Origin of the sequence: Streptomyces sp. NPDC058289, from assembly GCF_042880975.1 — a bacterium.
Lineage (GTDB): Bacteria > Actinomycetota > Actinomycetes > Streptomycetales > Streptomycetaceae > Streptomyces > Streptomyces stoeckheimensis.
Genome location: NZ_JBHVYI010000014.1, coordinates 1 through 17,579 on the forward strand (window position 1 = coordinate 1; position 17,579 = coordinate 17,579).

The following is a 17,579-nucleotide window of genomic DNA, read 5'->3' on the forward strand; positions in this document are numbered from 1 at the left end:
TAAGCCCAAGCCCCGCTTCTAAACCCACACCGTTTGGGGGGCCCGGATCCTTACCTGTACCCGGGCCCCACTCTCGTTGTGTTGCCCCGTTCAGCCGGGGAGGTTGAGCTTCATCCCCGGGTGGATCATGTCGGGGTTCGAGCCGATGACGCCCTTGTTCATCGCGTAGAGCTCGCGCCACCGGCCCTCGTTGCCGAGTTCGCGGCGGGCGATCGCGGAGAGCGAGTCGCCCGAGCGGACGATGTACGTGCGCTGCGCCTTGGGCGCCGGCTTCGGCATCGGCGCCGCGGGTACCGCCTTGTGCGCGGCGGAGGTGGGCGTGGGCGTGTGCGGAGCGGGCCGTGCGACGGGGGGCGCCGGTGCGGCCTTGGGCGGCATCGGTGCGGCCTTGGGCGGCGCCGCTGCCGCCATGCGTTCGGCGGCCGCCTTGGTCGCCGCCGCCGAGTCGGTGTACTTGGTCCCGGTGTCGCCGGGCATCGCGGACGGCGGCGCCGGGGCGTCCGCAGCCTGCTGTTGCACCTGCTCAGCCGCCTTTTGGGCGGCCTTCTCGGCTTGTTCCTTCTTCTTGTCGGACCTCATGAAGTCGAACAGTCCCATGTGCGTACGCCTCCGGCATGGTGGTGCCCCCCTGGGCTGAGTGCCTTGTTCCACTGTCGGCCAGAAGGCCCGGGACGGCCCTGTGACGGGGCCATCCGGGGGATGCCGCTCTGCTACTGGCGGGCCCTGCGGGCCGGCCTCGGGCTCTCCGACGGAGTCTCCAGATCACCCTTGACCAGCAGGTTAAGTACCCGCAGCACGGCCGCGCGGTCCGCGTCGGCAAGGGAGGCGAGGGCTTCGGCATGCACCTGGTCGACGATGCGGCTGCTCTCCTGCGCCAGGGCCGCGCCCTTCTCGGTGACGACGATGACGCGGGCCCGGCGGTCCGTGCCGGACTGCCGCCGCTCGGCCAGTCCGGCCTTCTCCAGGGCGTCGACGGTGACGACCATCGTCGTCTTGTCCATGCCCCCGATCTCGGCGAGCTGGATCTGCGTCCGCTCCTCCCCCAGCGCGTGCACGAGCACGCAGTGCATCCGTGCCGTGAGGCCGATCCGGTCGAGCGCCACCGCCATCCGGGTGCGCAGGACGTGGCTGCTGTGGTCCAGGAGGAAGGAGAGGTCCGGCTCGTTCTGTGCGGGTGCCATGGCTGTCATGTCCACCAGTCTAGCAATTCAGTCTCCAACAGATCGTCTACAACGGAACTATCTGATACGGTCTTACTAAGTCAGCCCGCCGCTCACCGACTGGGGACACAGATGCCTGCCACCGCCGCTCCCTCCGCTCCTGCTCCGGCCCCCTCCACCGCCGCTCCCACCTCCTCCGCCACCCCGGCCGCACCGCGCGGGCTGCGCTCCCGCTGGACCGCCCTCGGGGTGCTGTCGACCGGCGTCCTGATGACCGTCCTCGACGGCAGCATCGTCACCGTCGCGATGCCGGCCATCCAGAAGGACCTGGGCTTCACCCCCGCCGGACTCAGCTGGGTCGTCAACGCCTACCTGATCGCCTTCGGCAGCCTGCTGCTCCTCGCCGGCCGGCTCGGCGACCTCATCGGCCGCAAGCGGATGTTCCTGGCCGGCACCGGCATCTTCACCGGAGCCTCCCTGCTCGCCGGATTCGCCGGCTCCCCCGAGGTGTTGATCGCCGCCCGGTTCCTGCAGGGCCTCGGCAGCGCCGTGGCCGCCGCCGTCAGCCTGGGCATCCTCATCACGCTGTTCACCGAACCGCGCGAGCGGGCCAAGGCCATCGCCGTCTTCTCCTTCACCGGCGCGGCCGGAGCCTCCCTGGGCCAGGTGCTCGGCGGGGTCCTGACCGACGCCCTGGACTGGCACTGGATCTTCTTCATCAACCTGCCCATAGGACTGGCCGCGCTCGCACTGGCCCTGCCCGCGCTCCCCGCCGACAGCGCTCATGCCGGGCCGGGTCTGCGCGCCGGGGCCGACGTCATCGGCGCCCTCCTGGTCACCGCAGGCCTGATGCTCGGCATCTTCACCGTCGTCGAGGTGGAGGGCTACGGCTGGATCTCCGCGCACACCCTCGGCCTCGGCACGCTCTCGGTCGCCCTGCTCGCCGGCTTCACCGCACGCCAGGCCGGCACCCGCACCCCGCTGGTACCGCTGCGGATCTTCCGCTCGCGGACCGTGGTCGGCGCGAACCTGGTCCAGATGCTGATGGTGGCCGCGCTGTTCTCCTTCCAGGTCCTGGTCGCCCTGTACCTCCAGAACGTGCTCGGCTACGGAGCCGCCGAGACCGGCCTGGCGATGCTCCCGGCGGCCGTGGTCATCGGCGGGGTCTCCCTCTTCGCCTCGGCCCCGCTGAACGCCCGCTTCGGCGAACGGGCCGTCCTGCTCGCCGGACTCGCCCTGCTCGTCGCCGCCCTGGGCCTGCTGACCCGACTCCCGGTCCGCGCCGACTACGTCACCGACCTGCTCCCCGTAATGCTCCTGGCCGCCGGCTTCGGCCTGGCCCTGCCCGCCCTCACCGCGCTCGGAATGTCCGGCGCCGACGAGCAGGACGCGGGTCTCGCCTCGGGCCTGTTCAACACCACCCAGCAGATCGGCATGGCCCTCGGCGTCGCCGTCCTCTCCACCCTGGCGGCCGCCCGCACCAACGCGGCGCTCGGCACCGGCCTCGACCGCGCCGCAGCTCTGACCTCCGGCTACCACCTGGCCTTCGGCATCGGAGCCGGGCTGATGCTCACGGCGCTCGTGGTGGCAGCGACCCTGCTGCGGACCGGCCGGCGCCGGTGACCGCCGCCCGATGTTTCACGTGAAACATCGGGGAAGGCCGAGGTCGGGCCGACCCGTGCGACGGTGTCCACAGCTGCGGGCCGCTCCGCACACCGGAGCGGCCCACAGCAGTTTCACCCCGCGGGCAGGCCGGGGGGTTCTACTTCACGAAGAGGCCGTTGAGCGTCCCGTAGTCGACCGCCCCTTCGAGTGCCCCGTACGTCCCCTGCTCCAGCACCTCCACCGCCGCGGCGCGGGCCGCCGTGTACGCCGCCTGCGCCACCCCGGTCCCGACACTGACCCGGCGCACCCCGGCCTTCGCCAACTCGGCGACGGACGGACCGCCCGGCCCGGCCATGGCGTTGACCGGCAGCGGGCCCCGCGCGATCTCGCCCAGGGTGTCCAGGTCCAGCAGCCCCGGCACGAAGATCCCGTCGGCCCCGGCGGCCGCGTACGCCTCCACCCGCGCCAGTACGTCGGCCAGGCGGCCGGACTCCTCGCCGATCCCGAACAGGAAGACGTCGGTACGGGCGTTGATCACCAGCTCCGGCAGCCCGGCCGCGGCGGCCGCCGCACGGGCGGTGCGGATCCGTTCGGCCTGCTCCGCGGCGGTGTGGAGCGTACCGTCGGCCGCCTTCGAGTCCTCCAGGTTGATCCCGACGGCGCCCACCGCCACCACCTCGCGCACGGTGGCCGCGACGTCCTCGTAGCCGCCTTCGATGTCCACGGTGACCGGGACGTCCACGGCCGCCACGATCCGCGCGGCCGCCGCCAGCATCTCCGCCTTCGTCGCGTGCTGTCCGTCCCCGCGGCCGATCGACCAGGCCACGCCCCCGCTGGTGGTGGCGATGGCCGCCGCTCCGGCCGACTCGATCACCGCCGCGCTGCCCGCGTCCCAGGCGTTGGGCAGGACGAGCAGCGACTCGCCCAGCTCCCGCAGCCGCAGGGCCTTCTCGGTGCTCTTCGCTTCCACGGTCATCCGAACTCTCCTCAGCCGTACGTCTTCTAAAGGCCCGTCACATCAATCCACGGACAGGGGACTCTAACCGGGGAGCTCGCTGGTCATCCGGCGTTCTTGCGACCACTGCCTGTTACTCAGCCATGACAGGAATCCCACGTTCCGACCGATCAAGATCCGTAGATTTCTCATCAGCAGCCCCGCAGACCTGACCGGACGAAACCCCGACAGCGACACCGCGGCATGCGACTCTCCGCCCCTTCCCGACCATGCTCCAAGGAGTCGTTGTGCGTACCGCCCTCCGTACCTCGATCGTCACCGCCGCCCTCGCCGGAGCCCTCCTGGCCCCCGCCGCGACGGCCATCGCCGCGCCCGCCCAGGCCGCGCAGACCGTGACCGCGGTATCGGCGTCGGCGTCGGCGGACCCCTCGGGCAACGACCGCTACGACGGTCAGATCGTCCAGCTCGGCAAGGGCAAGATCGCGGTGCTGCGCAACAAGTCCGAGGGCCCCGAGGTCTGGATCCGCGCCGCCGCCGCCAACCCGAAGCCGGGCGCCGGCTGGACCGGCCGCGTCCTGGCCAAGCTCGACCGCACCCACACCCTCGCCGTCCTCGACGGCGTCGAGTACAAGCTCACGAACAACGGCGAGGGATTCGACATCCACGTGCTGGGCGAGGGCGCCTCGACCTTCCAGCTGATGCCGAAGGCCGAGCCCGCCGCCAAGCCGTCCGCGAAGCCCTCCGCGAAGCCGGTCACCAAGCCCTCCGCCAAGCCCGCCACGAAGCCGTCCGCGACCCCCGCCACCGACGCGAAGCCGCAGACGGTCGTCGTCCCCAAGGGCCCGGTCGCCGCGGGCGCCGAGCTCGCCCCCCAGGACGACGTCAACACCGCGGCCATCGGTGCCGGACTCGCCGCGATGTTCGCCGCCCTCGCCACCGCCCTGACGCTGCGCGCCCGCAAGGCCCGCACCCGCGCCTGACCCCCGTACCGGGCCTCCCGTAGCACCCCTGACCCTCAGACCCCTGACCCGAGCTCTGAGACCCGAGAGCCCCCTCGATCCCGCCCTCCACGGGGCCGAGGGGGCTCTTCCCATGCGGTCGGAGCTCCGGCCGGGGCCGCGTCCGGGACCGGTCATGGCCGGGCGCGGAAGGCCGGAATCCATTGTCCGGAAGTCCGCCACAGGGAAATCTCCTCTCTTGTGAACCGCGCCAAGGTTGGAGAGACCATGCAGTCCCCGCTCATACGTTCCTTCTCGCAGCTCGACACCCTGGACCCGAACCGTCCCGTCGTCACCCTGTTCAGCGGTGGCCTCGACAGCTCGTACCTGCTGCTGCGGCTGCGCCGCATGGGCGTCCGCGACGTGCACGCCGTCAGCGTCGACATCGGCGAGGACGAGTCGAGCCAGTACAAGCGTCAGGTGGCGGAGGCGCTCGGCGCGACCATCCACATCCTCGACCGGCGCGAGGAGTTCGCCGGCCACTACGTCGCCCCCGCGATCGCCGCCCAGGCCGTCTACCTCGGCATCCACCCGGTCAGCTCCACCCTCAGCCGCCCGCTCATCGCCCGCAGCGCGGTCGACCTGGCACGCGCCCTCGGCGCCCAGACCGTCCTGCACACCGCGAACCGCTCGCAGAACACCCTGCGCCGGCTCAACGGCGCGCTGACCCTGCTCGGCTGGGAGGGCAGCTTCGGCAGCCCGTACGACCTGGACCCGGTCACCCGGGAGGAGAAGCTGGTCGAGCTGCGGTCCGCGGGGATCGACCTGCTCGCCGGCCGGATCGTCAGCGGTGACTCCAACCTGTGGTGCCGCGAGTTCGAGTCCGGGATCCTCGACGACCCGGAGCGCCACGCGGTCCCGGAGGACATGTACACCTGGAGCCGGCCCACCGCCCTGCCCGGCGACTCCGAGACGCTGACCGTCTCCATCGAGCGCGGTCTCCCGGTCGCCGTCGACGGGGTGCCGATGCCGCTCACCGACCTGATCGACCAGCTCAACCACCGGGTGGGCGCCTACGGTCTCGGCCGCTACTCCGGCCTGGAGCACCTGGACCACGGCGAGAAGGTGCTGGAGATCCGCGAGATGCCCGGCGCCTACCTGCTGCTGAGCAGCTACCGGCACGTCGAGAGCGCCTGCCTGGACGCCGAACTCATCCGGGAGAAGCGCCACCTGGAGCAGGTCTGGGTGCGCGAGGCGCTGGAGGGCCGCTGGTTCGGCGACCTGCGCCTCACCGTCCAGGCGTTCATGGACACCTGCGCCGCCCGCACCACCGGCTCGGTGACCTGGCGGCTGCGGACCGGCGGGGCGGACACCCGGGCCATCAACGCCGTCAAGCCGCTGTACCTGCGGGACCGCGAGGCATGGGAGGAGCGGGCGATCGAAGCCGAGTCCGCGCCGTTCGCCCGCGCCGACGCCCTGCTCACGGCCGTCTGAGCTCTTTCCCGACTCGCTCTTTCCCGACCCGCGCTTCCCCGACCCGCGCTTCCCCGTACCGACTGTTCTTCCTCGTTTCCACGGAGCACTTCCATGAGCACTGCCGCTTCCACCACGCACCCCGTCGCGCTCGAGGCCACCGCCGCCCTCGCCGGACCCGGCGGGCACCTGATGCCCTCCCGGGCCCTCTCCGACCTGGTCGACGCCGACGCCTCCGACTGGGCCCGCTTCGCCTCCCACTGGGACGAGCTGACGCTCGACACGCACATGGCCGACGGCGGCACCTACCGCTTCCGCCGCTACGGCCAGTTCGAGCTCGACGCGGACTCCGGCGAGCTCAGCCTGCTCCCCCACGAGCCCTACCGCCAGGAAACCGACGTCAACCCCCTCAACGGCGGTGTGGAGCGCGTCTTCGAGCCGCTGACCGGTGCTTTCGTGGGCGACCAGCTCCTGCGGTCGGTCCTGGTCGAACTGGGCCGGATCTTCACGGCGGTCGACGGTACGAAGACCTGGAACATCAAGCTCCACCCGTACCGGATCATCGCCTCCGCCGACCAGGAGGGGCAGCCGGCCCCCGAGGGCCGCCACCGTGACGGCGTCACCTTCATCACCTCGCTGATGATCGGCCGGACCAACGTCACCGGCGGCGAGAGCGGCGTCTACACCGACGCCGGCGAGCACCTGCTCACCACCACCCTGACCGAGCCCGGCGACCTCCTGCTCGGCGACGACCGCCGGACCCTGCACTCGGTGACCGGGCTGCAGCCCGTCGACCCCGAGACCGCGGCCCACCGCGACGTCCTGGTGATCGCCTACACCGCCCGCTGAAGCAGGCCCCCGCGCTCCGCCCTCCCCCACACCCCGTAGGAGTAGTCCCGATGACCGCCACCGCCACCGTCGCGGCCCGCCGCGCCTGGCTGACCGATCTGCCCGTACTGCTGGTCGCAGTGGTGTGGGGATCGAGCTACCTGGCCGCCAAGGGCGTCACCACCACCCAGACCGTGCTGGCGGTGCTGGTGCTGCGGTTCGCGGTGGCCCTGCCCGTGCTCGTCATCGCCGGGTGGCGCAAGCTCCGCGCCCTCAGCGGGGCGCAGGTGCGCGGCGCGGGCGTCCTCGGGCTGATCCTCGCCGGGATCTTCCTGCTGGAGACCTACGGGGTGGTGCACACCTCGGCGACCAATGCCGGGCTCATCATCAGCCTCACGATGATCTTCACCCCGATCGCGGAGAGCCGGATCCGCGGGACCGCGCTGCCGCGCCCGTTCATGGCGGCGGCCGGGCTGTCGGTGGCGGGCGTCCTGCTGCTGACCCAGGGGGCCGGCTTCACCGCGCCCTCCCTCGGCGACCTGCTGATGCTGGGCGCGGCCCTGGCCCGTACCGTCCACGTCCTCGCGATGTCGCGGATGAAGTCGGTCGAGGGAGCGGACTCGATGTCGATGACCACGCTCCAACTCGGCAGCGCGGTCACGGTGTTCGCCCTGCTGTCCTTCGCTCCGGGCACCGGCGGCACCCCGTGGGCGGCCGCCGCCGCGTTCGACGCGTCCGACTGGCTCTGGCTGGTCTACCTGTCCGTGTTCTGCACGCTCTTCGCCTTCTTCACGCAGATGTGGGCCGTCCGCAAGACCTCGCCCTCGCGGGTCAGCCTCCTGCTGGGCACCGAGCCCGTGTGGGCCGCCGTGTTCGGCATCGCCCTGGCCGGGGACCGGCCCGGACTGCTCGGCCTGGCGGGCGCGCTGCTGGTCCTCGCGGGCACCGCCTGGGGCCGCACGGCCGCCGCCGGCCCGGCCACCACGGACCCCGCCACCACGGACACGGCCACCGCCGAGGAGGCCGCCCCGAACGAGGCCGCCGCGCACACCGCGGCCGCCGCCTCAGTCGTCGAGCCAGCCGAGCCGGACCGCGCACACCCCGGCCTGGAACCGGCTGGCCGCGCCTAGCCGTTCGGTCAGCTCGGAGACGAGACGGCGGACCGTGCGCTCGGACACCCCGAGCTTGCGGGCCATCGTCTCGTCCGTCAGTCCGCCCTCCAGCATCCGCAGCAGCTCGCGGTGGCGGCCGGTGGGCTGCCAGCCGCCCTCGCCCTCCGGGGCCGCCGTACTCGCCGCGGTGCCCGCCTCGCCCAGCACGCTGGCGGCCGCCCAGCAGTGCTCGAAGATCCCGCGCAGGACGCCGACCAGCGTCTCCCCGCGCAGTACGACGGCGGCGATGTCCCCGTCCACCGGTTCGGGGGCGGGGACGATGGCCAGGGAGCGGTCCACCACGATCAGCCGCAGGGGCAGGGTGTGCGCGGTGCGCACCTGGGCACCGGCGGTGTTCAGGCTGCGCAGGTACGCGCTCATGTGCGGCACGGCCGCCGCCGAACCCAGGTGGATGGTACGGATCTGCACCCCGCGGCCGAGCGCCAACCGGTCCCGCTCCAGGCCCGCTTCGATCATCTCGGCGGGCAGCGCCCGGCCCGGGTGCAGGGAGAGCACCTCGCGCTCGACCCGCTGCGAGGCGTCCTCCAGGGCGGCCGAGACGTTGGCCGCGCCGGTGACCACCTCCATCTGTACGGAGGACAGTTCCCGGGCGTGCACCGGCTGGAAGTCCGTGACGACCTGGGCGAGCGCGGCCCGGGTCTGCTGCACGGCCGAGAGCAGGGCCCCCGTGTGCTGCTCCTCCTCCAGCAGGAGGTTGCGCAGCGCCGTGTCCGGGGCCAGCGCCGTCCAGCCGTTGCGCGTCTCCGGCGAGGGGACGAACAGCCCGAGCCGGTTGAGCAGACGCAGGGACTCCGCGAACTCCGGGTCGGTCCAACCGCGTTCCACGGTGACGAGCTCCGGTCGCCAGGACGCGTCGTCCAATGCGATCCGGTACAGCTCCTGGGCCTTGGCCCGTACGTCGTCCACACCGCCCCCTCGGCTCGGCGAACCACCCCCCGCGGTTCGCACCCGCGATCCTAAGAAGCGGTCCGCACTACGGCCAGTGAGGTCCGGCATGCGGACATTCGTAGAGGTGGGAGCGGCTGCCGGACCGCCCGCCGTGTCCGCCCCTGGCCATGGCCGGTCCCGGAACTTCGCATCCGTAGCCACCGCCGAAGCGCCCGCAGCATGCTGGTCCCACACCACAGCACACGTCTTCCGGGGGTTCTCCATGTCTCGTGTCCGCACCGCTCTGCTCGCCGTGATCGCCGCCGCCTTCGTCCTCGGCGGCGCCCCCGCGGCCCTCGCCGCGGAACAGCCGGCGGCCGCCTCGACCGACTCCTTCATCTGGGGCTGACCATGACGAGGCGACCGGAAGTGGCGGTCGTCGCCCCGCTGACCGGCCCCCGGGCCGCCTGGGGGGCGGCGCTCCTCGGAAGGATCGAGCGGGCGAAGGCCGAGCACCCCGCGGCGGCCGACTGGCGCGTGCACGACGAGACCGCGGGCGTCGAGGACGACGTCGTGGCAGGGGATTACGCGGCGGTGGTCGGACACAGCGACCCGGCCCGCGGCAAGGTCGCGGCGGCGGCCTACGGGGCGGCGGGGCTGACCTGCCTGCTGCCCTTCCTGCCGCCCGAGGCCACCGCGCTCAGCTGGGCCCCCGACGAGGACTCCCTGCCGCGCTTGATCGTCGAGGGAGCGGCCGCACTGGGGGCGGCCTCTCTCTCGACCCTGCACGACGGCAGCGCGCAGTGGACGGAGCTGGCCCGCCGGGTCGGAGAGGAGGCCGCCGCGGCCGGCCTGGCCACGGCCCCGTCCGCGGCCGTCGTCGCGAGGGACGTCCTCGCGGTACTGGCCCCCCAGGAACTCTGCCTGCGTCTCGCCCGCGCGGTGGCGCCCAAGGGGCCGGTGCTGATCCCCGCCGACTGCGGGCTCGGCACCTTCGGCTCCCTCGACTCGTACGCGGCGGGCCTCGAAGTCTGGGCCGTCCACGCGCATTCCTGCGCGGTGCGCCGGGCCGACAGCGCGGTCACGGCCCTCGCCCGGACCCTCACCGCCTCTCCGGACCTGCGCGGTCCGGCACTCACCGAAGCGGTACGGGCGAACTCGGGCGTCCTGCTGACCCCCCGGGGCGCACCCCTGGGCGAAGGCTGGCGCATCTCCCGGCTCCACGAACTGTGCCGCCGCCCCGGCGCCCGCTGACCACGCGGAGCCGGGCACGAAAAAACCCTGCCTGACCGGCGTTTCCGCTGGTCAGACAGGGTTTTTCAACTGTGGAGCCTAGGAGATTCGAACTCCTGACATCTGCCTTGCAAAGGCAGCGCTCTACCAACTGAGCTAAGGCCCCGGATCCGGACGCGGCTGTTCCCTGGGAGGGTGTGGCCGTTCCGTAGGACAGAGTACCGGGTGTACCCCCTCATCCCGCAAAATGATAGGGACTCCCGCCCCGCGACCACTCTCCGTAAGATGCTCGCGAGGTTCGCACCAGCGAAGGGGAGTAGTAAGAGTGGACGCAGTACAGCAAGAGGCGACCGCCAGAGCCAGGGAACTCCAGCGGAGTTGGTACGGGGAGCCGCTCGGCGCGCTTTTCCGCCGGCTCATAGATGACCTCGGTTTGAACCAGGCCCGCCTCGCTGCCGTCCTCGGGCTGTCGGCTCCGATGCTGTCCCAGCTGATGAGCGGTCAGCGGGCCAAGATCGGAAACCCCGCCGTGGTCCAGCGGGTTCAGGCTCTCCAGGACCTCGCCGGCCAGGTGGCCGACGGGAGCGTCAGCGCGGGCGAGGCGACCGACCGCATGGACGAGATCAAGAAGACCCAGGGAGGTTCCGTCCTCAGCAACAGCACCAGCCAGGCCGCCACCGGCTCCGGCGCACCCACCGTCAAGCGCGTCGTGCGCGAGATCCAGTCGCTGCTGCGCTCGGTCTCCGCGGCGGGCGACATCATCGACGCGGCGGACACCCTCGCCCCGACCCACCCGGAACTGGCAGAGTTCCTCCGGGTGTACGGAGCGGGCCGCACGTCCGACGCCGTCGCGCACTACGAGGCGCACCAGAACTGACACGCCGCGCACGCAACGGACACAGCTGACGACGGGGGACGGGCGCAGCAATGGGTGAGATCTTCGCCGGCCGGTACGAACTGATCGACCCGATCGGGCGTGGCGGCGCCGGCGCCGTATGGCGTGCCTGGGACCACCGGCGCCGCCGCTACGTCGCAGCGAAGGTCCTCCTGCAGAGCGATGCCCACACCCTGCTGCGGTTCGTCCGCGAGCAGGCGCTGCGGATCGATCACCCGCACGTACTGGCCCCGGCCAGCTGGGCGGCGGACGACGACAAGGTCCTCTTCACCATGGACCTCGTCGCCGGCGGTTCCCTCGCCCATGTGATCGGGGACTACGGGGCCCTGCCGCCCCGGTTCGTGTGCACGCTGCTCGACCAGCTCCTGTCGGGGCTGGCGGCGGTGCATGCGGAGGGTGTCGTGCACCGCGACATCAAACCGGCCAACATCCTGATGGAGGCCACTGGAACCGGGCGGCCGCACCTGCGGCTGTCCGACTTCGGCATCGCCATGCGCAAGGGCGAGCCCCGACTGACCGAGACCGCCTACGTGGTCGGCACCCCGGGCTACCTCGCCCCCGAACAACTCCTGGGTGCCGAACCGGACTTCACCGCCGACCTGTTCGCCGTCGGACTGGTCGGCCTCTACCTGCTGAAGGGCGCCAAGCCCGACTCCCAGGCCCTCGTGGAGCAGTTCTTCACCCACGGCACCCCCGGTGCCCCGGAAGGCGTTCCCGCGCCGCTGTGGGACGTCCTGGCCGCGCTGCTCCAGCCGGACCCCCGGAGCAGGTTCCAGACGGCCACCGGGGCGCGCAGGGCCCTCGCCGAGGCCGTGGAGCTGCTGCCGCCGCCCGACCCGGACGGGGATCCGGTCGGCGCGGTCGAGGTGTTCGACCAACTGGGCCCGGTGCCGCCCGATTTCACGCCCCGCGCGCCCCAGGAACCCGCGTACGAGACCCCTCCGACGGCCCTGCCGAGGACGCTGCCGACGGCCCCGCCCACCGCGCCCGCGCAGCCCGCCGATGTCCCCACGCCCGCGACCGCTCCCCTCGGGGTCTTCGGCCCCTCGGAGACGGGCAGCTTCCACCTCCCGCCGCCCCTGGCCGCGACCACCCCGACGCAGCAGACACAGCCGCATCCGCATCCGCAGACGACGGCCCCGTATCCGTACCAGCAGCCCACGCCTCCCGCCGCCGCGCCGGCGCCCGCCGTACCCCGCGCGACCACCCTCGCGCCCCCGCCCGCGAAGGTCACCGCCGGGATCCTGCTCGCCGCGGTGCTGTGCTTCGCCGTCGGGATCTGGGCCCTGACCCAGATGTAGGGCTGGCCCTAGGGGGTGCGCCGCCGGGCCAGCAGGATCCAGCCGCCCAGCACGAGCAGCAGCAGCGTCCCCGTGCCGAAGCCGGCGCCCGCGACCACCCGCATCACCGACCGGTTCGCGGCGGCGGCGTCGGCCTCCACGGCCGTGGTGCCCTCCTTGGCCGCGGTACGGTCCTGGGCCCCCACCCCGAACCCGGCGGCCGCGAGGTCCTCCGCGTAGGCCGGGGCCTTGGCCGGCGCGCCGATGACCTCCATGCGCAGGGTCAGCGGGACGGGCGCCGCGTCCTGGGTGAACTCCCCGACCTTCCCGGCCATGGTGACCGCGATGTAGTACCAGCCGGCCACCCGGACCGCACCGGCCTTCCGGTCGGAGGAGAAGCGGTTCTCGTACGCCACCGGCGGTGTCCGCGGCAGGGTGAGCCCCGCCTGCTTCCCGTCGTAGGTGGTGTCCTTGTCGTCGACCAGGGACCGGTACGGGCTGTACAGCGAGACGGTGAGCCCGGACGGGGCGTACCCGGAGTCCTTCGTCAGCGTGCCGGCGGAGAGTTCGGCGGCGAGCCCGAGCTGCTGCCCCCAGTCGAGCGGCACCCGGTAGTAGCGGGTCTGGCCGGGCCGCAGCTCGTCGCTCCAGACCCCCGTGTTCAGCGCCCGCGCGTCGTTGAAGCCGGTCCCGCCGGCGCGCTGCGACGGATCGCTGCCCGGCAGGGTCGGGGAGGCCGAGGGCCAGACGCTGGGGGCCGCGGTGGGCGCGTTGCCGCCGCCGAGCTCCGGTTCGCGCTGGACCTTGAGCTCCAGGGGCCAGTCCGCCTGCTCCCCGTCCTTGGCCGCCTCGCGCGTGACCTTGACGTAGTAGGTGGCGGCCCCCTGGCAGTCGGCGTCCTCCTGCCGGACCCGGGCTCCGACGGCGCTGAGGGGGACGGGGTCGTAGCCGAAGGCCGCCCGCCCCGGGCTGCCCGGGCAGGAGCGGTTCTCGGCGTTCAGGACCTCCACCTCGAGGCCGTCGCTGTAGCTCACCTTGGCGCTGCCCGGGGGCTGGAGCACGGCGGAGACGTACACGCTCGAACTGCCGTCGAGGTTGAGCCGGTAGTACCGCTCCCCCGGCGCGATCGAGTCCTTGTAGACCGACCCCGTCTTCAACTCCGGGGCGCCGGCCGTGGAGGGCTTGCCCGCCACCGTCTGCGCCCCGTCCGCGCCCCGGTAGGACGGCACCGGCTGCGGGGTCCCCGCCGCGCCCGCGGCCCCCGGCAGGGCCGCGACCAGCCCGAGGGCGGCCAGCGTCACCGCCGCGGCCGTCCGTACCCGACGTACCCCACCCATCACGCGCACCCACCCCGAGTTTGCCAACGCAAGCATGTTCTTTGCATATTGCAATATTTCGTCACAGAGCAGCACAAAGCCCCGACCGCAGCGGCAGTCGGGGCTCTGAGATCAACCTCGGGTCTCACACACCGGAACCAGAAGGCACGGAGTCGGTTGCCTCCGTCCACAGGTCCTGCTCTGCGCGGTCCGCCTGGATCTGGCGGTACACGAGGAGCCCGCCGATGGCGGCCAGTGCGACCAGGAGCAGCTTCTTCACCGCGCGACCTCGTCTTTCGTTGACGTAGGGGACTTCTGGCGCCCAACAATACACACCGACCGATACCGATCGGTGACCTACCACTGCACCAACTGGCCCAACGACAAAGACCCCCAGACCATGGGCCTGGGGGTCTTCGACACTGTGGGGCTAACAGGATTTGAACCTGTGGCCTCATCCTTATCAGGGATGCGCTCTAACCAACTGAGCTATAGCCCCATCCGCGCTGCGCGCTGACTTCTGAAGGTTAGCGCACAGACCCGGTGACTCCAAAATCGATGGCGACGGCCCGTCTGCGCAGGTCATCCGCCCCGTTCTCGGAGGCCTACTCGTCCTCGGCGAGCGTCAGCTCCACACCGCCGACGAAGCCCGCCGACAGGTTGTAGATGAACGCGCCCAGGGTCGCCAGCGCCGTCATGAGCACCACGTCGATGACCGAGATCACCGTCGTGAAGATCAGAACGCGCGGCAGCGACAGGAAGGTCTGGAGGTCGAAGCCGTTGCTCTCGTTCGAGCCGGTCGCCTCACTGATCGTGCCGCCGACGCTGGAGAAGATGCCCATGGCGTCCATGACCATCCACAGCACCACCGACGCGACGATCGTGCACACGCCCAGCGCGATCGACAGCAGGAAGCTGACCTTCATCACCGACCAGGGGTCGGCCTTGGCCACCCGGAGCCGCGCCTTGCGCGTCCTGGGTGCCATACGGGCCCCCGTGCGCGGCTTGCGCTGCGCACCGGGGTCGCCCGCCCCCCGCGGCGTCCCGGGGCCCTGGGGCACCGAGTACGCCTGCGGCGGGTGGTAGGGCTGCTGAGGGCCGGCCTGAGTCTGCGGCGACTGAGGCGGCTGCGGTCCTCGGGTGTCCGTCACGGTTCCCCCCTGAGAGTCCGCGGCGGGGCCACGGGCACCGTTCGCTCCAGTGTGGGCCGGTCCGGCGCCCGTGGCTCCGCTCACGCTTACTCCTCGTGCTCCCCAGCCGAGGGCTCCGTGCCCTCGGCAGCCTCGGCGGCCCGTCCTTCGACGGCCGCCTCGGTCCCGATCTCGTTCTCGCTGTCGTCGACCTCGTCAGTTTCCTGACCGGCCTCCGCGTTGCGGGCGATACCGACGACGGCATCCCGCTTGCCCAGGTTGATCAGCTGGACGCCCATGGTGTCACGGCCGGTCTCCCGTACTTCGTTGACGCGCGTACGAATCACACCACCGCTGAGCGTGATGGCGAGGATTTCGTCCGTTTCGTCCACCACGAGCGCCCCGACGAGCGACCCGCGGTCCTCCACGATCTTCGCCGCCTTGATGCCCAGGCCACCACGGCCCTGGACGCGGTACTCCTCCACCGGCGTCCGCTTGGCGTAGCCGCCGTCGGTCGCGGTGAAGACGAACGTACCGGGCCGGACCACGCTCATGGAGAGCAGTTCGTCCCCTCCGCGGAAACTCATGCCCTTCACGCCCGAAGTGGCGCGGCCCATCGGGCGCAGCGCGTCGTCGGTCGCCGTGAAGCGGATCGACTGCGCCTTCTTACTGATGAGCAGCAGGTCGTCCTCGGCGGACACCAGCTCGGCGCCGATCAGCTCGTCGTCGCTGCCGTCCTCGGTTTCCCGCAGGTTGATGGCGATGACGCCACCCGAACGGGGCGAGTCGTAGTCCTTGAGCGCCGTCTTCTTCACCAGGCCGCCCTTGGTGGCCAGGATCAGGTACGGGGCGGCCTCGTAGTCGCGGATCGCGAGGATCTGGGCGATCTTCTCGTCCGGCTGGAAGGCCAGCAGGTTCGCCACGTGCTGCCCGCGGGCGTCGCGGCCGGCGTCCGGAAGCTCGTACGCCTTGGAGCGGTAGACCCGGCCCTTGTTCGTGAAGAACAGCAGCCAGTGGTGCGTGGTGGACACGAAGAAGTGGTCGACGAGGTCGTCCTGCTTCAGCTTCGTGCCGCGCACGCCCTTGCCGCCGCGCTTCTGCGAGCGGTAGTCCTCGGTCTTGGTGCGCTTGACGTACCCGCCGTGGGTGATCGTGACGACGATGTCCTCTTCGGCGATCAGGTCCTCCATGGACATGTCGCCGTCGAAGGGCACCAGCTTGGAACGCCGGTCGTCGCCGAACTTCTCGACGATGGCGGCCAGTTCCTCGCTGACGATCTGACGCTGGCGCTCCTCGGAGGCCAGGATCGCGTTGTACTCGTTGATCTTGGCCTGGAGCTCGTCGTGCTCGGCGACGATCTTCTGCCGCTCCAGGGCCGCGAGGCGGCGGAGCTGCATCTCCAGGATCGCGTTCGCCTGGATCTCGTCGATCGACAGCAGGCCCATCAGGCCCTCGCGGGCGATCTCGACCGTGTTGCTGCGCCGGATCAGCGCGATAACCTCGTCGATCGCGTCCAGCGCCTTGAGCAGACCGCGCAGGATGTGGGCGCGCTCCTCCGCCTTGCGCAGGCGGAACTTCGTGCGCCGGACGATGACCTCGATCTGGTGCGTCACCCAGTGGCGGATGAACGCGTCGATCGACAGCGTGCGCGGCACGCCGTCCACCAGCGCCAGCATGTTCGCGCCGAAGTTCGTCTGCAGGTCGGTGTGCTTGTACAGGTTGTTCAGCACGACCTTGGCGACGGCGTCGCGCTTGAGGACGATCACCAGGCGCTGGCCGGTCCGGGACGAGGTCTCGTCGCGGACGTCGGCGATGCCGCCGACCTTGCCGTCCTTCACCAGGTCGGCGATCTTCTGCGCCAGGTTGTCGGGGTTGGTCTGGTACGGAAGCTCCGTGACCACCAGGCACTGGCGGTTCTGGATCTCCTCGACCTCGACCACCGCGCGCATCGTGATGGAGCCGCGACCGGTCCGGTACGCCTCCTCGATGCCCTTGCGGCCCACGACCAGGGCGCCCGACGGGAAGTCCGGGCCCTTGATCCGCTCGATGAGCGCGTCCTGGAGCTCCTCGTGCGAGGCCTCCGGGTGCTCCAGCGCCCACTGGGCACCGGCCGCGACCTCGCGCAGGTTGTGCGGCGGGATGTTGGTGGCCATGCCGACCGCGATGCCCGCGGAGCCGTTGATCAGCAGGTTCGGGAACCGCGCCGGCAGGACGGTCGGCTCCTGGTTGCGGCCGTCGTAGTTGTCCTTGAAGTCGACGGTCTCCTCGTCGATGTCCCGGAGCATCTCCATGGCCAGCGGCATGAGCTTGCACTCGGTGTAGCGCATCGCGGCCGCCGGGTCGTTGCCCGGGGAGCCGAAGTTGCCGTTGGAGTCCACGAGCGGCATGCGCAGCGACCACGGCTGGGCCAGGCGGACCAGGGCGTCGTAGATCGAGGAGTCACCGTGCGGGTGGTACGTACCCATGACGTCGCCGACGACGCGGGCGCACTTGTAGAAGCCCTTCTCGGGCCGGTAGCCGCCGTCGTACATCGCGTAGAGCACGCGACGGTGGACCGGCTTGAGGCCGTCCCGTACGTCGGGCAGTGCGCGGGAGACGATGACGGACATCGCGTAGTCGAGGTAGGAGCGCTGCATCTCGGTTTCGAGCCCGACGGGCTCGATGCGCATGACGGGCTGCTCCTCCGCGGATTCCGCGGCGGTGGGGGTGGTTTCGTCGGCCATTGCT

At 71.5% G+C, this 17,579-nt stretch carries 17 protein-coding genes and 2 tRNA genes; 9 read left to right on the plus strand and 10 right to left on the minus strand.

All coding sequences use genetic code 11. The annotated features are described in order from the left end of the window. Nucleotides 1-90: 90 nt before the first annotated feature. A complete protein-coding gene (locus ACFVX6_RS09555; protein WP_389689643.1) occupies nt 91-597 on the minus strand; it encodes a LysM peptidoglycan-binding domain-containing protein in 507 nt (168 codons plus the stop codon). Nucleotides 598-710: 113 nt separating this feature from the next. Next, a complete protein-coding gene (locus ACFVX6_RS09560; protein WP_389689645.1) occupies nt 711-1,190 on the minus strand; it encodes a MarR family winged helix-turn-helix transcriptional regulator in 480 nt (159 codons plus the stop codon). A 102-nt stretch (nt 1,191-1,292) separates the two neighbouring features. Here ACFVX6_RS09560 and ACFVX6_RS09565 point away from each other — a divergent pair, with 102 nt between their 5' ends. Further along, entirely contained in the window at nt 1,293-2,783 is a 1,491-nt protein-coding gene (locus tag ACFVX6_RS09565) for an MFS transporter (RefSeq protein WP_389689647.1), read from the plus strand. Nucleotides 2,784-2,922: 139 nt separating this feature from the next. Here the strand turns inward: ACFVX6_RS09565 and ACFVX6_RS09570 are convergent, their stop codons facing one another. Further along, the gene (locus ACFVX6_RS09570) at nt 2,923-3,741 is read right to left on the minus strand and encodes an isocitrate lyase/phosphoenolpyruvate mutase family protein (protein WP_389689649.1); all 819 of its coding nucleotides are present in this window, start codon (nt 3,739-3,741) and stop codon (nt 2,923-2,925) included. A gap of 266 nt (nt 3,742-4,007) precedes the next feature. Here ACFVX6_RS09570 and ACFVX6_RS09575 point away from each other — a divergent pair, with 266 nt between their 5' ends. The 4 genes from ACFVX6_RS09575 (at nt 4,008) to ACFVX6_RS09590 (ending at nt 8,089) form a co-directional block, all read left to right on the plus strand. Beyond that, nucleotides 4,008-4,700: a hypothetical protein gene (locus tag ACFVX6_RS09575; RefSeq protein ID WP_389689651.1), complete on the plus strand. Its 693-nt coding sequence runs from the start codon at nt 4,008-4,010 to the stop codon at nt 4,698-4,700. A 246-nt stretch (nt 4,701-4,946) separates the two neighbouring features. After that, the gene (locus tag ACFVX6_RS09580; protein ID WP_389689653.1) at nt 4,947-6,152 is read left to right on the plus strand and encodes an argininosuccinate synthase-related protein; all 1,206 of its coding nucleotides are present in this window, start codon (nt 4,947-4,949) and stop codon (nt 6,150-6,152) included. A gap of 93 nt (nt 6,153-6,245) precedes the next feature. Next, nucleotides 6,246-6,980: a 2OG-Fe dioxygenase family protein gene (locus ACFVX6_RS09585; protein ID WP_389689655.1), complete on the plus strand. Its 735-nt coding sequence runs from the start codon at nt 6,246-6,248 to the stop codon at nt 6,978-6,980. Nucleotides 6,981-7,030: 50 nt separating this feature from the next. Continuing rightward, nucleotides 7,031-8,089 carry a DMT family transporter gene (locus ACFVX6_RS09590; protein ID WP_389689657.1) on the plus strand — a complete coding sequence of 353 codons (1,059 nt, stop codon included), beginning with the start codon at nt 7,031-7,033 and terminating at the stop codon, nt 8,087-8,089. Here ACFVX6_RS09590 and ACFVX6_RS09595 read toward each other — a convergent pair. Continuing rightward, nucleotides 8,024-9,037 carry a LuxR C-terminal-related transcriptional regulator gene (locus ACFVX6_RS09595; RefSeq protein ID WP_389689659.1) on the minus strand — a complete coding sequence of 338 codons (1,014 nt, stop codon included), beginning with the start codon at nt 9,035-9,037 and terminating at the stop codon, nt 8,024-8,026. The genes ACFVX6_RS09590 and ACFVX6_RS09595 overlap by 66 nt on opposite strands. A gap of 244 nt (nt 9,038-9,281) precedes the next feature. On the opposite strand from ACFVX6_RS09595, the gene ACFVX6_RS09600 reads away from it, so the two are divergent. After that, nucleotides 9,282-9,407: a hypothetical protein gene (locus ACFVX6_RS09600; protein ID WP_327305735.1), complete on the plus strand. Its 126-nt coding sequence runs from the start codon at nt 9,282-9,284 to the stop codon at nt 9,405-9,407. 2 nt (nt 9,408-9,409) lie between these two features. Then, on the plus strand, nt 9,410-10,252 hold the full coding sequence (locus ACFVX6_RS09605) for a hypothetical protein (RefSeq protein ID WP_389689661.1): 843 nt from the start codon (nt 9,410-9,412) through the stop codon (nt 10,250-10,252). A 72-nt stretch (nt 10,253-10,324) separates the two neighbouring features. Here ACFVX6_RS09605 and ACFVX6_RS09610 read toward each other — a convergent pair. Continuing rightward, nucleotides 10,325-10,397: transfer RNA gene (locus ACFVX6_RS09610), tRNA-Ala, on the minus strand. Nucleotides 10,398-10,556: 159 nt separating this feature from the next. Between ACFVX6_RS09610 and ACFVX6_RS09615 the strand changes: the two genes are divergently transcribed. Both ACFVX6_RS09615 and ACFVX6_RS09620 read left to right on the plus strand, forming a co-directional pair. Further along, nucleotides 10,557-11,108 carry a DNA-binding protein gene (locus ACFVX6_RS09615; protein ID WP_243331094.1) on the plus strand — a complete coding sequence of 184 codons (552 nt, stop codon included), beginning with the start codon at nt 10,557-10,559 and terminating at the stop codon, nt 11,106-11,108. A gap of 50 nt (nt 11,109-11,158) precedes the next feature. Beyond that, nucleotides 11,159-12,427, plus strand: a complete 1,269-nt coding sequence (locus ACFVX6_RS09620; protein ID WP_389689663.1) for a serine/threonine-protein kinase — start codon at nt 11,159-11,161, stop codon at nt 12,425-12,427. A gap of 8 nt (nt 12,428-12,435) precedes the next feature. Here the strand turns inward: ACFVX6_RS09620 and ACFVX6_RS09625 are convergent, their stop codons facing one another. From ACFVX6_RS09625 to gyrA, 5 genes are all read right to left on the minus strand, one after another. Next, a complete protein-coding gene (locus ACFVX6_RS09625; RefSeq protein ID WP_389689665.1) occupies nt 12,436-13,743 on the minus strand; it encodes a hypothetical protein in 1,308 nt (435 codons plus the stop codon). Between the two features lie 124 nt (nt 13,744-13,867). Next, nucleotides 13,868-14,002 (minus strand): DLW-39 family protein, encoded by a 135-nt coding sequence (locus ACFVX6_RS09630; RefSeq protein ID WP_208809277.1) that lies wholly within the window; start codon nt 14,000-14,002, stop codon nt 13,868-13,870. A 145-nt stretch (nt 14,003-14,147) separates the two neighbouring features. Then, nucleotides 14,148-14,221, minus strand: a tRNA-Ile gene (locus ACFVX6_RS09635). A 106-nt stretch (nt 14,222-14,327) separates the two neighbouring features. Then, complete coding sequence (locus ACFVX6_RS09640) at nt 14,328-14,873, minus strand: DUF3566 domain-containing protein (RefSeq protein ID WP_389689667.1); 546 nt, start codon at nt 14,871-14,873, stop codon at nt 14,328-14,330. A gap of 86 nt (nt 14,874-14,959) precedes the next feature. After that, nucleotides 14,960-17,575: a DNA gyrase subunit A gene (gene gyrA, locus ACFVX6_RS09645; RefSeq protein ID WP_389689669.1), complete on the minus strand. Its 2,616-nt coding sequence runs from the start codon at nt 17,573-17,575 to the stop codon at nt 14,960-14,962. Nucleotides 17,576-17,579: the final 4 nt, after the last annotated feature.

Excerpts from the sequence above, each read along its gene's own strand:
- gyrA (WP_389689669.1), bottom strand. The coding sequence starts at position 17,575 with ATGGCCGACGAAACCACCCCCACCGCCGCGGAATCCGCGGAGGAGCAG.
- ACFVX6_RS09625 (WP_389689665.1), bottom strand. The coding sequence starts at position 13,743 with ATGGGTGGGGTACGTCGGGTACGGACGGCCGCGGCGGTGACGCTGGCC.
- ACFVX6_RS09555 (WP_389689643.1), bottom strand. The coding sequence starts at position 597 with ATGGGACTGTTCGACTTCATGAGGTCCGACAAGAAGAAGGAACAAGCC.
- ACFVX6_RS09585 (WP_389689655.1), top strand. The coding sequence starts at position 6,246 with ATGAGCACTGCCGCTTCCACCACGCACCCCGTCGCGCTCGAGGCCACC.
- ACFVX6_RS09565 (WP_389689647.1), top strand. The coding sequence starts at position 1,293 with ATGCCTGCCACCGCCGCTCCCTCCGCTCCTGCTCCGGCCCCCTCCACC.
- ACFVX6_RS09620 (WP_389689663.1), top strand. The coding sequence starts at position 11,159 with ATGGGTGAGATCTTCGCCGGCCGGTACGAACTGATCGACCCGATCGGG.
- ACFVX6_RS09590 (WP_389689657.1), top strand. The coding sequence starts at position 7,031 with ATGACCGCCACCGCCACCGTCGCGGCCCGCCGCGCCTGGCTGACCGAT.
- ACFVX6_RS09570 (WP_389689649.1), bottom strand. The coding sequence starts at position 3,741 with ATGACCGTGGAAGCGAAGAGCACCGAGAAGGCCCTGCGGCTGCGGGAG.
- ACFVX6_RS09600 (WP_327305735.1), top strand. The coding sequence starts at position 9,282 with ATGTCTCGTGTCCGCACCGCTCTGCTCGCCGTGATCGCCGCCGCCTTC.
- ACFVX6_RS09560 (WP_389689645.1), bottom strand. The coding sequence starts at position 1,190 with ATGACAGCCATGGCACCCGCACAGAACGAGCCGGACCTCTCCTTCCTC.
- ACFVX6_RS09605 (WP_389689661.1), top strand. The coding sequence starts at position 9,410 with ATGACGAGGCGACCGGAAGTGGCGGTCGTCGCCCCGCTGACCGGCCCC.
- ACFVX6_RS09580 (WP_389689653.1), top strand. The coding sequence starts at position 4,947 with ATGCAGTCCCCGCTCATACGTTCCTTCTCGCAGCTCGACACCCTGGAC.